The following is a 13147-nucleotide window of genomic DNA, read 5'->3' on the forward strand; positions in this document are numbered from 1 at the left end:
CGGAAGTAAGTATGGAACAAGTTTGTCTGGGATCGGGACACAGCGCAGGAATTTTAGAGGTCCCCGCCGGTCAAGTCAACGCGCGGGCTGCGGCTGCGCCGCGCCGGGGTTCGGAACAGAAAAGGCGGACGTCTCTACGCCGGCTGGCGACGGTAGCGGCGATGGCGGCGCCGGTATTCGCGCCGTTCGCGCTCCCTGGCGCGCCAGATCTTCCGCTGGTGCGGATTCAGCGCGCTCATCACCTGCCGGTGCATGGTCCTCCGGATTTGCCGGATCCTCAGCCTCTTCTGCACCGGCGTCAGCGAAGGATTGTTGCGCACCGCCTGCACCTGCGCTCTCCCGTTTTCCCGGATCTGCTGCAGTTGCTTCTTCTGCTCCGGGGACAGGTTCAGTTTCCGGTCGTCCACTTCCTCCGCCTCCGCGCCCGGGCCCTCCTCCTGCGGCGGGGCCTGGGTCTGCGGTTGATTCTGGGGCTCGCTCTGGGATGGGGCTGGCGCGGCGCCGGCGTCCTGCGCAGCCAGCGCCGTCCGCGGCAGCGCCGCGGCAAGAAGCGCAGCCGTCAGAACGGTAAGCAGCAGGGAAAATTGTTTTCGCATGATCGTCCTCACAGACCTCTATAGGACTCTAGCGGATTCCATGGAACCAAGGCTTGGCAGAAACCTCAATATGAATCAACAACCCTTCGGAAGGGGAAAAGTTTCGAAATGGGGCCGTACTAGTCTGCGTGCTCGGTGGTGGCTTCCAACGAGCCGGCCACCACAGGCCCGGCAACCCGCGTCGCCGGCAGCAGCGTGCGCAGGCCATAGATCGCGAATCCCGCCGCGATGATGAGCACGCCAAAGACCAGCCCGTTCATCCCCAGGAACTCCTCGCGCTGGCTGCGCACTACCGAGAGGCTCAGCAGCAGCATGGGAAAGACGCCCAGAAGCACGGCCCCGGCCAGGCCCCCGGGCACGCGAAACGCCCGCCGCAGTTGCGGCTCGCGAATGCGCAGCGCCACCAGCGTCACGAATTCCAGCGACAGGCTGGCCCCGTACAGCATCACGTCCAGCGTCACCAGGCGCTCGAATCCCAGCCCCAGGCACAGCGCCCAGCCCGTCGCGCAGACCAGGATGGCCACCCACGGCGCCCTCGTCTTAGGGTGCACCTTCGCGAAAAACTTCGGCAGCATTCCATCCTGGGCCATGGCCAGCGGCAGCCGCGAATAGCTCATCACCAGGGCGTTGAACATCCCGAAGCCGCTCATCATTCCGCCCAGCACCAGGGCCACGCGCAGCCAGTTCCCGCCGATCAGCCCGGCCAGGTCGGCCCACGACCCGGTTTCGAACGCCGCGGCCGGGATCCCCGTGAGGTACACCGCCAGCACCGGCAGGATGTAAGTCAGCGAAACGAGGATCACCGCCGCCAGCATCGCCCGCGGATAGGTGCGGTGTGGCCGCTCCACTTCCTGCGCAATCGTCGAGGCGTTGTCCCAGCCCATGTAGTTCCACATGGCGATGAGCGTGCCCCCCAGCAGCCCCACCGTGGAGGTCACCGGCGCGGTATGCGCCGCGGCCAGCGCGCCCATCTTAAACGGCGATAACAGCACCACCAGCGCGAACGGCGCCGACAGCAGGAAGAACAGCCACAGCGAGGTCATCCCCACGATCCGGATCCCCGCAATGTTCAGCGCCGCGCAGGCCACCACCACGCCCAGCGCCACCAGCACCCCGCGATGCCCGAAGCCGAACCACGGCTCCAGCCGCGTCAGGTAGGCTACGAACAGCGTCGGGTAGATGGCCATGTCAAATATGCTGGCCACCAGCGACAGCCACGCCTCCTGAAAGCCCCAGAAATTGCCCAGCCCCCGCCGCACCCACGCGTAGTAGCCGCCCTCGGCCGGCAGCGCACTCCCCAGTTCCCCGATCAGGAACGCCGTCGGCAGGCTCCACAGCAGCGGCGTGAACAGCAAAATCAGGATCGCCCGCCCGTAGCCCGCCCCATGCACGATCTCTTCCGTGCCGTAGGTTCCCCCCGACACCATGAAAAACGTGGCGGCGACCAGCGGCCAAAGGGTCAGCTTGACGATTCGCTTTCTTGCTGGGGGGACTGCGGCGGTTGACCGCTTCGCGGTCACGCAGTCGGTTGACCGCTTCGCGGTCACGCCTTCGGAGGATAGCGGGGCGGGAAGCGCTGTGGTTCTCAATTCTTGCTCTTGCGTCCTCCTCGGCGATTTTCGCTTTCGCTCTGAAGCGTGTTCGCATGCGCAGAATACAAGTTTCCTTCCGCCATGCAAGAAGAAAATGCCTTTAGTGACAACTTTTTTTGCGCTCTGAGTGGCGCTCACGTGCCGGCCATCGCCACCCTCCCTGTGCATGCGCTTTCCCGCATCTTTTTCTGGCTTTCCTCCGTCGCCGCTGGCCGGGCCCTGTGCTAAACTCCGCGCCTTGGTCCGGCATTTCCTGCGGTTTCGGGAGGCTTGCGTATGAAGATCGCTTCTGGAGTGCTGTTTCTTGCTGCTCTTCTGGGTATTTCGGCCACAGTTTCCGCGCAAGCTCCGCCGCAAGCCCCGCGCCCCATCACCATTGACGACTACTTCCAGATCCGCGAAGTCAGCGACCCGCAATGGAGCCCGGAGGCCCGTTGGGTCGCCTACACCGTCAAGACGCCCCTGCTCAAGGACGACAAGAACGAAGAGCGCATCTGGATGGTCCCCGCCGCCGGCGGCGCGCCTGTCGCCCTGACCGCCGAAGGCGTCTCCTCCTCCCACCCGCGCTGGAGCCCCGACGGCAACTACCTCGCCTTCCTCTCCGCCCGCTCCGGCGGCAAGCAGCAGGTCTGGCTGCTCAACCGCCTGGGCGGCGAAGCCCAGCGCCTCACCGACACCCCGCAGGACGTCAACGACTTTGCCTGGTCTCCGGACAGCCGCCGCCTGGTCCTGGTTCTCCGCGACGCCTCTCCGGAAGAGCTGGAAGCCGCCAAAGAAGTTGACCGCTTCGCGGTCACACCTGACAAAGACAAAGACGCGAAGAAAGAGCCCAAAACGCCGCGTCCCTGGGTCATCGACCGCCTGCAGTTCAAGCGCGACACCGTCGGCTATCTCGACCGCCGCCGCACCCACCTCTATCTCTGCGACCTTGCCTCGAAGAGCCTCACCCAGGTCACCTCCGGCGACTATGACGACAGCGATCCCGCCTGGTCGCCCGACGGCCGCTCCCTGGCCTTCACCAGCAACCGCTCCGTCCCCGACCCCGACCACAACTACAACACCGACATCTGGGTCGTCGCCGCCGACAACACCGACAAGGGCGCGCATCTCACGCAAGTCTCCACGAACCCCGGCGAAGATCGTTCCCCTGCCTGGTCGCCCGACGGCAAATCGATCGCTTTCGTCAGCCAAATCGAGCCGCGCCTGTTCCAGTACGCCACGAAACATCTCGCCGTGGCCCCCGCCGCCGGCGGCGCGGCGAAACTCCTCACCTTGGCCCTGGACCGCAACGTCAGCGATCCACACTTCGCTCCCGATGGCGCCTCCGTCTATTTCATCGCCGACGACGACGGCACGCAAAATCTCTGCCGCATTCCGGTTGCAGGGGGCGAAGTCACGCGGCCCGTCGGCGGCCGGGTAATGGTGAATGGCTATGCCCTCGCCAAATCCGGAGAAATCGCCGCGCAGATGGCCACCGTTACGCGTCCCGACGAGATTTACGCTCTGTCCGCCGGCCAGCTCACCCAAATCACGCATACCAACGATGCGCTGATGGCGCAGTTGAAGCTTTCTGAGGGCGAGTACGTCCATTTCAAAAGCAAGGATGGCACCACCGTCAGCGGCTACCTCTATAAGCCCCTCGATTACACCCCTGGCAAAAAGTACCCCACCATCCTCCGCCCCCACGGTGGCCCCGTCTGGGCCTACTACGCCGAATTCAGCCACCTCGCCCAGCTCTTCGCCGCCAACGGCTATGCCGTGCTCTTTCCGAATCCGCGCGGCTCTTCCGGCTACGGACAGAGCTATTGCCAGGCGATCTTTGCGGATTGGGGCAACAAGGACTACCAGGACGACATGGCCATGGTGGACTATGCCCTTGCCCAGGGGATTGCCGATCCGGACAAGCTCGCCGTCGGCGGCTGGTCCTACGGCGGCATCTCCACCAACTTCATCATCACCCAGACCACGCGCTTCAAGGCCGCCATCTCCGGCGCCAGCGAGTTCCTCTACGTCACCAACTACGGCCACGACCACTATCAGCGGGATTGGGAGACCGAGCTGGGCCTGCCCTGGGAGAATCGCGCGCTGTGGGAAAAACTCTCGCCCTTCAATAAAGTCACGAAGATCGCCACGCCGACGCTGGTCATGGGCGGCAACATCGACTGGAATGTTCCAGTCATCAATTCCGAGCAGCTCTACCAGTCCCTCAAGCGCCTCGGCATCCCCACCGAGCTCGTCGTCTATCCCGGCGAGTACCACGAATTCCAGATTCCCTCGCACATCAAAGACCGCCTCGAGCGCTACCTCGCCTGGTACGCCCACTACGTCAAAGGCGATCCAACGCCGGCCAGGCCCGTCGCCAAGCCCGCAGACTGACTCAGGCGGCTCAACCCCGCCCTTTCGCCGGATGCTCCCCAGTAGCACAGGCGGAACTTGTCCCGACTCGGTCGGGAGCCTGTGCTCTGCGCCGCAGGGGCCCGGCACCGCCGTGTTCGTTCTTTCTTTTTCTCTTTTTTCCTCCGTCTCCGTCATTGCCCGCGCACCCCGCTCGCGCTATCCTCATCCCCTTCGGGGAGGCGAGCATGATTCTTCAGCGCAACGTGGTGCGATTTCTGGCGGGGATACTCTTTTTCCTGGCGGCTGGCGGCGCGCCCGCCCGCGCCCGGCAGCTCGACCACCAGGTCGGTCAAAATTTCGACCCGAAGCTTTTCTCCGAGATGCGCTGGCGGAGCATCGGCCCGTTCCGCGCCGGGCGCACTGTGGCCATCACCGGCGTGCCGCACCAGCCCAACGTCTTCTACATGGCCGCGGTGAACGGCGGCATCTGGAAGACCACCGACTTTGGCCACACCTGGCAGCCCATCTTCGATGGCCAGCCCACCGGCTCAATCGGAGCGCTGGCGCTGGCGCCTTCCGACACCAACATTATCTATGCCGGCAGCGGCGAAAGCCTGCAGCGGCCGGACCTGGCGGTTGGCGACGGCGTGTACAAATCCACCGACGCGGGCCAGACCTGGCAGCACCTCGGCCTTGCCGACGCCCAGCAGATCACTGCCATCCTCGTCGATCCCAAGGACGCCAGCCGGGTCTATGTCGCCGTCCTCGGCCATCCCTACGGCCCGAACGCGGAGCGCGGCGTCTTCCGCTCCACCGATGGCGGGCAGACCTGGAAGAAAATTCTCTACAAGGACGAGAACACCGGCGCGGCCGATCTGCTCTTCGATCCCGCCAACCCGCAGACGCTCTACGCCGCTCTGTGGGCCGCGCGCGTCGCGCCCTGGGAAGTGCGCGACGGCCGCTCCATCAACGGCCCCGGCAGCGGCCTCTACAAGTCCACCGATGGCGGCGACACCTGGGTCCCGCTGACCAGGGGATTGCCCGCGTTCGCCGATGGCTTGGGCCGCATCGGCGTCGCTGTCGCGCCCAGCCGTCCCAACCGCCTCTATGCCACGGTTACGGCAGCGAAGAATCCCGGAGTCTATCGCTCGGAGGACGGCGGCGAGACGTGGCAGCACGTCAACGACGACCACCGCATCGGCGGGGAAGGCCCGGGTGCCATGGGCATCGCCGTCGCCCCGGACAATCCGGACCTGCTCTACGTCGCCAACACCACCACCTGGCGCTCCAGCGACGCCGGCAAGACCTTCACAGGATTCAAGGGCGCGCCCGGCGGCGACGATTACCAGCACATCTGGATCAGCACGGAGAACCCGCAGATCATCGCGCTCACCAGCGACCAGGGCGCCACGATCAGCGTGAACGGCGGCGCAACCTGGAGCAGCTGGTACAACCAGCCCACCGCGCAGTTCTATCACGTCACCACCGACAACCGCTTCCCCTATTGGGTCTACGGCGCGCAGCAGGAGAGCGGCTCCGCCGGCGTCGCCAGCCGCAGCGACTACGGCGAGATCAGCTTCCGCGAATGGCACTCCGTCGGCGTCTTCGAGTACGGCGACATCGCCATCGACCCGCTGGACTCCAACGTCGTTTACGGCGCGCGCCTCACGCGCACCAATCAGGCCCTCGGCGAAGTCGCGGACATTGCTCCCGAGCCGGTGCGCCGCGGCGAGTACCGCTACGACCGCACGTTGCCGGTCGTCTTTTCGCCGCGCAATCCGCACGCCCTCTATTTCGCCGCCAACGTCCTCTTCAAGACCACCGACGCCGGCCGCAGCTGGACCATCGTTAGCCCCGACCTCACCCGCGAGTCCTACGAGGTGCCCGCGAATCTCGGCGCTTTCACCGCGCTCGACCCGGAAAAGGGCCGGCACCGCGGCGTCATCTACGCCGTGGCGCCTTCCTTCCTGGAATCGAACACCATCTGGGCCGGGACCGACGATGGCCTGATCCACATCACCCGCGACGCGGGAAAGAGCTGGCAGAACATCACCCCGCCGCAGCTCACCCCGTGGAGCAAGGTTTCCATTATCGAAGCGTCGCACTTCGACGCCGGCACCGCCTACGCCGCCGTCAACCGCTTCCGCCTCGACGACCTGCACCCGCACATCTACCGCACCCGCGACTTCGGCAAGTCCTGGCAGGAGATCACCGCGGGCCTGCCGGAGAATGCGCCGGTCAACGCCGTGCGCGAGGATCCCGGGCGCCAGGGCCTGCTCTTCGCCGGGACGGAGACTTCGGTCTATGTCTCCTTCAACGACGGCGGCGCCTGGCAGCCGTTGCAGCTCAATCTCCCGCATACTTCCATGCGCGACCTGGCCATTCACGGCGACGACCTGATCGCCGGTACGCATGGCCGCGGCTTCTGGATCCTCGACGACATCACCCCGCTGCGCCAGCTTTCCGCGGACGTCGCCGCCGCCGCTGTGCATCTCTTCGCCCCGCAGACGGCCATCCGCTTCCGCTGGAACCGCAACACCGATACGCCGCTGCCGCCGGAAATCCCCGCCGGGAAAAATCCTCCCGACGGCGCGATCATCGACTACTCCTTGCAAGCCGCCGCGGCCGGCCCCGTGACCCTCGAAATCCTCGATGCGGAAGGGAAGCTCGTGCGCCGCTACGCCAGCACGGACAAGCCCGAGCCTCTCGAAAAAATCGCCAAGGAATACCCCATCCCGCTGTATTGGGTGCGCCCGGCGCGGATTCTTTCCGCCGCAGCCGGCATGCACCGCTTCGTCTGGGATATGCATTACGCCGCGCCCGATGCTCTCGAAACCGAATTCCCCATCTCGGCGATCTACCGCGATACGCCGAAAGTTCCCCTCGGAGCGCGGGCGCTTCCGGGGCACTACACCGTGAAGCTCACCGCGGACGGCAAGAGCTATACTCAGCCGCTCACCGTGCGGATGGACCCGCGCATCACCACGCCGCTGGGCGAGCTCGCCCAGCAGTTTGCGATGCAAGCGGGTTGCGTGCAGGGCATGAACGAAAGCTACGCGGCGCTGCAGCAGGTGCAGGCGCTGCGCGCGCAATTGAAGGAGCGCGCCGCAAAGGCGGCGCAGGGCAAGCTCGCCGGGCCCATCGCCGCGCTCGACAAACAAGCCGCGGAACTCGAAGGTGAAGTCACGGACAGTTTTGCCGGGCTGCCTCCCAGCGGCAAGCAGCCGGAAAATCTAACGTCGCTCAACCAGCACTTCGGCAGCCTCCTGAATGTCGCCGACAGCGCCGACGCCGCGCCCACCACCCAGGCTGCGGCGCTCTTCGCCGAGCTGCAGGATGCTCGGAAATCGTTGCTGGCGCGCTGGGAGACGCTGAAGACCAGCGGCCTCGCCGGCCTCAACGAGCAGTTGAAGAAAGGAAAAGCCGTTCCAATCACGCTGGCGGAAGACGTCTCTGGGTTCCGCCCGTCCCGCGCCGCGGATGGCGACGACGAGCCGTAACGCGCCTTAGACGCTACTTGAGCTGCGCCTTGAAAAACGCCACCATGCGCTGCCAGGCGTCGGCGGCGGCCGCGGCGCGGTAGCCGGCGGTGTTGTTGGGGTTCTCGAAGGCATGCCCCGCGCCGTCGTAGACCTTCACGTCGGCGGTCTTTCCCGCCGCCTTCATCGCCGCGGCGAAGGCGCGCACCGCATCCGCCGGGATGCCGCGGTCCTCGGCGCCGAAATTGCCCAGCACCGGGGCCTTGATCTTCGCCAGGTTGGCCGCTTCGGTGGGCAGCGGGCCGTAGTTGACGATGCAGGCCGCGAGGCGCGGTTCGGCCACGGCGAACTGAATCGAGTAGCCGCCGCCCATGCACCAGCCGGCCGCCCCGATCTTCTCTGCCTGCACGTCGGGGCGCGCGGCGAGGTAGTCGAAGGCCGCCTGGAGGTCGCGCATCCCGCGGTCCGGCGGGACGCCGCGCATCAGTTCATGGGCCTCCTCGGGCGTGGTGGCCACTTTGCCGCGGTAGAGGTCCACGGCCAGCACCACGTAGCCTTCGGCGGCAAATTTCTGCGCCTGCTCCTTCACCCAGTCGTTCAGCCCCCACCATTCATGGATGATGACGATCGCCGGGTGCTTGCCCGGCGCCTCCGGCGCGGCCAGATAGCCGCTCACGGTCTCTTCGCCGCTCTTGTAGCGCACTGTTTCGGTTTTCGGTGCGGCCGCCAGGAGCAACGGCGCAACGAGCAGCAGCAGACTTGCACAGCAGGCAATGCGCATGCGGTTCATGACGGTCCTCCGGATGGCGATTCGCCGGCCGCGATTGTACAGGGCCGGGAATTGTTTCGCCAGAGTCGTGAACCGCCCGCGCAGCGCAACTCCCGCCGCCCCGTCTCCAGCCGTTGATTACTTACGCAAAGGGCTGTGCATCCCGGTCTTGCCGGGGCCGGCTTTTTGCTACGCTGAAGCAACGGATGCACACACCACTCCGCACTGACGTGCGGAGCCCTCGCTTCCACAGAGCGGGAGGAAAGCCAATCGGTCCAATCGCCCGGAAGGGTGATGGGGGAGTGAAACGTGAGAGTTTTCAATTTTGTACTGTCACAGATGGCCCTGTTCGGGCTCTTGGCTGCGGGAGCGCCCGCGCAGTTGACCGCTTCGCGGTCATCCATACAGTCGTCCAGCCAGGCGGCGCCGCCACAGCAAAAGGAGTCGAGCCCGCTCTATCGCATTACCGTCTCGGCGCGCACCACCAAGGCTATCAACTACCGGCACTTGAGCGGCCCCACGAAGATCGATTTCCGCGGCACCATCCTCCTGCCTTTCGCCCATGGCGTGGCCAAGGTGGAAAGCAAGCGCGGGGCGGTGCGCATCCAGGCGCAATTTGAAAAGGTCGATCCGGCGACGCGATTCGGGCCGGAATTCCTGACCTACGTGCTGTGGGCCATCTCGCCGGAGGGCCGCCCCGACAATCTGGGCGAGGTTCTTCTGGACAATAAGGGAAAGTCCAAGCTGGACGTCACGGCTCAACTGCAGGCCTTTGCGCTGATTGTGACCGCGGAGCCCTATTTCGCGGTGACCCGGCCGAGCGAAGTGGTGGTCATGGAAAACGTGGTGCGCCCGGACACCGTCGGCAACGTGGAAGAGATGGACGCCAAGTTCGACCTGCTGCAGCGCGGGCAGTACTCCTACGTGGAAGCCAGCGCGCAGCCCCCGGTGCTCGACCCGGGAACGCCGCTCGGACTTTTCGAGGCCCGCAACGCAGTGCAGATCGCGCGTGCCGCGGGAGGCGAGCATTACGCGGAAGACAGCTTTCGCAAGGCGGCGCAGCTCCTGCACCAGGCCGAGGACATGCACAAAGGCCGGGCCGACAAGAAGCAGGTGGAGATGACCGCGCGGGAAGCGGTGCAGACCGCGGAGGATGCACGCGCGATTACGGTCAAGCGCCGCGATGAGGAAAAAGTGGAGATGGAGCGGCGGGCGGCGGCGGAACGCGAGGCCCAGGCGCGGGCCGATGCCGAAGCGGCGCAGCGCGCGAAACTGGAGGCGCAACTGGCCACCGAGCGGGCGGCGCGGGAACGCGCGGAAGCGGAAGCCGCGCGTGCCGCGGCGCTGGCGCAGCAACAGGCGGCGCAGGCCCAGGCCGAGCAGTCGCGGCTGGCCGCGGAGCAGTCGGCGCGGGAAAAGGCGGAAGCCGACGCGGCGCGCGAGGCGGCGCAGGCCCAGCAACTGAAGGCCCAGGCCGAAGCCGAGCAGTCGCGGCTGGCCGCGGAACGCGCGGCCCGGGATAAGGCCGAGGCGGAAGCGGAAACGGCGAAGGCGCGCAAGGCCACGGAACAGGCGGAGGCGGAGAAGGCCGAGCTGCGCCAGCGGCTGCTGAACCAGCTCAATACCATCCTGCAGACCCGCGACAGCGCCCGCGGCCTCATCGTGAACATGTCCGATGTGCTCTTCGACACCGGGAGCTCGACGCTGAAACCCGGCGCGCGCGAGAAGCTGGCCAAGATCTCCGGCGTGGTCCTGGCCCATCCCGGCTTGAATTTGCAGGTGGAGGGGCATACCGACAGCGTGGGCAGCGACGAAATGAACCAGCAGCTCTCCGAACGCCGTGCCGCTTCGGTGCGCGACTTCCTGGTGCAAGAGGGGGTTCCGGAGGCTGCGGTCACCTCGCGGGGTTTCGGCAAGACGCAGCCGGTAGCCTCCAACGATACGGCCGAAGGGCGCCAGAGAAACCGCCGCGTCGAACTCGTGGTCACCGGCGACGCCATCGGCTCGACGGCCAAGGAAGCTGCCGCCTCCCCGAAGTAGAGACGGGAGCGGGCGGCATTAGCCCGTCGCCTGAAGCGGAAAATTACCGGCCAACAGAAGCGCTCATGCTTTGCAAACGCACCGGGCAAGGACCGCAAGGTTCCTGCCCGGTGCGTTTCCTTTTGCGGAAAGGGGATGTGGGGCACATGCCTCGCGACTGCAACGCATTTTATGAATACAAAGATCGAAGAGAGATTCCGCGCTTCGCTCGAATGACGGTGTTGGGTCAAGCGTGCCGGTATCTAGGAGGACGGGCTAGTGGGCCGGTTGCGGAGCGCGGGCCAGGAGGGTTTCAGTGCCCTGCAGGTGGAGGACCAGGATCTTGCCGTTGGAACGATAGCTGCCGCCGGTGGCGGTGGTGGCTTCGAGGACCGGGTCCGCCGGCAAAAAGTAATGGGATTCCGCCAGGCGGCTTGCCGTGGCCAGGCATTCCCCGACGAAGTCGCGCTCCTGGTCCACTTCCGGATCGATCTTGTGGGTGAGGGACCATTTATGCTGGTCTTTCTCGATGCCGATGTCGTGCGTCGCGGCGCCCGCCCAGACCGGATAGCCGGCCACCTCGTAGCCGGTCTTCCAGATGCGCAGGTGGTGACGGCGGGTCACCGTGGAAGCGGTGTCTTCCTTGGCATAGCCGTAATCCTGGGGACGGCCGAAGAGGAAGAGACGGCTCATGGGCATGGCCACATTGTTTTTGGGATCGTGCGCGGCGTGCCAGAAGGCATGTGGTTTGGAGCGGATGGTTTCAATCCAGCCGGCCTGTGCGAAAGCCTCTTCGAGCTGCTCCTGGGTGCCGACGAAGACCAGGTTGACCATGTCCCCTTCGTGGCCCTGGCCGTTGAGAACGCGGCGGGGAAGCAGCGTGGTGAGTTGCTCTAGGGTGACTTGGTTTGCCGGGGTTGCCGCGGTGGGCATCGCTGTCGGCCCTGCAGGCTGGGCCGATTCCGCCGTGAGCGCCCGGTTGAATCTGGCGGCATCCAGGGGGAAGTTCCCGTGCACGTGGGCGGTCACTTCCGTGCCCTGCAGCAGGACGCTTTCCTGACCGCGCAAAAAGAGCAGCGCCGGGGCCGCCGGATAGAAAGCCAGGGCGGTGACGGCCATGCCCGTGGCCATAACGGTCTTGTGTCCTCCGCCGCGAACTTCTTTCTCCGAGCGCAGGGCCACGGTCTGGCCGGTGCTTAGACGGATGGAATCGAGGCGCAGTTTGAGCTTGCCGCCGCGCCCCATGCGGCGCTTCTTGTGCACGGCCGTGATGGTGGCTTGGGCCACGCTGCCGCGCGGGATCACCGGAAACCCGTTCAGCAGGACGTCGTAGATCACTTCAAAGTCCACCGTATCGCCGGGATGGGCGTCGGCGGAAGAGACGGTACGCAAGGCGCGCAGCTTGAGGGGCGTGCCGTTGGCGAGGACGAACGGGTGGGAGGCGCTGGCCGCGGCGGCCGTACGGGGAATTTCCGTGGCGGTTGACTGCTTTGCCGTCACACTGACAAGGGACTGCGCGGCGGCAGGAAGCGCGCCCGCCAGTAGCAGGCTCAGAAGTATGGCCGGCCGAATTTGCAGAAGTCTACACACGGCTCTCACGCTCGGACAGGGAATGAGATGCGCTCGTTGCTTGGAACGTAGCTTACGCAGGCCCCGCGGCCGGGCCTATAGCCCCAAAGGACAGTTGTGGGACTGCTGGCCCCGGGGTCTACCAGAGCCCCTTCAAATAAAGTGCTGGGGCGCAAACCGGATTGAGTCGCCAGCGGTTTGCATGGGAAAACCACGCCCGGGTTTGACTTTGCTCACCACAAGTCGGAAGAAAGCGCCCATCGGGGCCGGCGCAGGTGTCAGACGGGGCCGGTTTCCTCGGAAGCTTTGACGAAGAGACGCGCCAGCTCCGCGTGCTCCAGGACCACGGCGGGGTCGCGCTGCAGGGCCTCGAAGTATTTTTTCTGCAGGGCGTCGCCGGATTCCTGGGGCGTGAACATCTTGCCGGCCACGGTGTATATTCCGCGCGCGTCTGCGGGGGTAACCGGCCCTTCCGCGTCCAGCATTTCATCGATGCGCACGACAAACTCCGAGATGCTGTGCAGCCAGGCGAATTGCGGGTGGTCCACCACCAGGCGGAAGAGCTCGCCGGTATTCACCCTCCCGTGCAGGCGCTCGTAGTCGCGGCGCTCCATCTCCAGGAGGGCCTTGTGCACGCGCAGCAGGGCGTGGCGCAGGGCCGTAAGTTCCAGCCGTGCGGGAGTCTCCGGCGCGCCGTCCTGTGCCGGGTTTGCGTCCGAAGGCGTCATGGTCTCCGCAGCATGCGGCGCAGGGCCGCGCCGCATCCAATTTCCTATTTTCCGCCAC

General features: G+C 65.8%; 8 protein-coding genes. 3 read left to right on the plus strand and 5 right to left on the minus strand.

The features are described from left to right. Nucleotides 1-134: 134 nt before the first annotated feature. Together LAN61_14110 and LAN61_14115 are read right to left on the minus strand one after the other, a co-directional pair. Nucleotides 135-596 (minus strand): hypothetical protein, encoded by a 462-nt coding sequence (locus LAN61_14110; GenBank protein MBZ5541647.1) that lies wholly within the window; start codon nucleotides 594-596, stop codon nucleotides 135-137. A gap of 119 nt (nucleotides 597-715) precedes the next feature. Continuing rightward, entirely contained in the window at nucleotides 716-2023 is a 1308-nt protein-coding gene (locus LAN61_14115; GenBank protein MBZ5541648.1) for an APC family permease, read from the minus strand. Between the two features lie 441 nt (nucleotides 2024-2464). Here LAN61_14115 and LAN61_14120 point away from each other — a divergent pair, with 441 nt between their 5' ends. Continuing rightward, nucleotides 2465-4564 (plus strand): S9 family peptidase, encoded by a 2100-nt coding sequence (locus tag LAN61_14120; GenBank protein ID MBZ5541649.1) that lies wholly within the window; start codon nucleotides 2465-2467, stop codon nucleotides 4562-4564. 206 nt (nucleotides 4565-4770) lie between these two features. Further along, entirely contained in the window at nucleotides 4771-8025 is a 3255-nt protein-coding gene (locus LAN61_14125; protein MBZ5541650.1) for a glycoside hydrolase, read from the plus strand. 13 nt (nucleotides 8026-8038) lie between these two features. Here LAN61_14125 and LAN61_14130 read toward each other — a convergent pair whose 3' ends face one another. Next, nucleotides 8039-8785 carry a dienelactone hydrolase family protein gene (locus LAN61_14130; GenBank protein ID MBZ5541651.1) on the minus strand — a complete coding sequence of 249 codons (747 nt, stop codon included), beginning with the start codon at nucleotides 8783-8785 and terminating at the stop codon, nucleotides 8039-8041. Nucleotides 8786-9856: 1071 nt separating this feature from the next. Here LAN61_14130 and LAN61_14135 point away from each other — a divergent pair. Next, a complete protein-coding gene (locus LAN61_14135) occupies nucleotides 9857-10813 on the plus strand; it encodes an OmpA family protein (protein MBZ5541652.1) in 957 nt (318 codons plus the stop codon). A gap of 255 nt (nucleotides 10814-11068) precedes the next feature. Here LAN61_14135 and LAN61_14140 read toward each other — a convergent pair whose 3' ends face one another. Continuing rightward, nucleotides 11069-12292: an LssY C-terminal domain-containing protein gene (locus LAN61_14140; protein ID MBZ5541653.1), complete on the minus strand. Its 1224-nt coding sequence runs from the start codon at nucleotides 12290-12292 to the stop codon at nucleotides 11069-11071. 347 nt (nucleotides 12293-12639) lie between these two features. Next, nucleotides 12640-12975 carry a hypothetical protein gene (locus LAN61_14145; GenBank protein ID MBZ5541654.1) on the minus strand — a complete coding sequence of 112 codons (336 nt, stop codon included), beginning with the start codon at nucleotides 12973-12975 and terminating at the stop codon, nucleotides 12640-12642. Between the last annotated feature and the right edge of the window lie 172 nt (nucleotides 12976-13147).

This window comes from Terriglobia bacterium, from assembly GCA_020072785.1.
Lineage (GTDB): Bacteria > Acidobacteriota > Terriglobia > Acidiferrales > UBA7541 > Acidiferrum.

Excerpts from the sequence above, each read along its gene's own strand:
- LAN61_14110 (MBZ5541647.1), bottom strand. The coding sequence starts at position 596 with ATGCGAAAACAATTTTCCCTGCTGCTTACCGTTCTGACGGCTGCGCTT.
- LAN61_14115 (MBZ5541648.1), bottom strand. The coding sequence starts at position 2,023 with ATGGTGTCGGGGGGAACCTACGGCACGGAAGAGATCGTGCATGGGGCG.
- LAN61_14120 (MBZ5541649.1), top strand. The coding sequence starts at position 2,465 with ATGAAGATCGCTTCTGGAGTGCTGTTTCTTGCTGCTCTTCTGGGTATT.
- LAN61_14125 (MBZ5541650.1), top strand. The coding sequence starts at position 4,771 with ATGATTCTTCAGCGCAACGTGGTGCGATTTCTGGCGGGGATACTCTTT.
- LAN61_14130 (MBZ5541651.1), bottom strand. The coding sequence starts at position 8,785 with ATGCGCATTGCCTGCTGTGCAAGTCTGCTGCTGCTCGTTGCGCCGTTG.
- LAN61_14135 (MBZ5541652.1), top strand. The coding sequence starts at position 9,857 with ATGCACAAAGGCCGGGCCGACAAGAAGCAGGTGGAGATGACCGCGCGG.
- LAN61_14145 (MBZ5541654.1), bottom strand. The coding sequence starts at position 12,975 with ATGGAGCGCCGCGACTACGAGCGCCTGCACGGGAGGGTGAATACCGGC.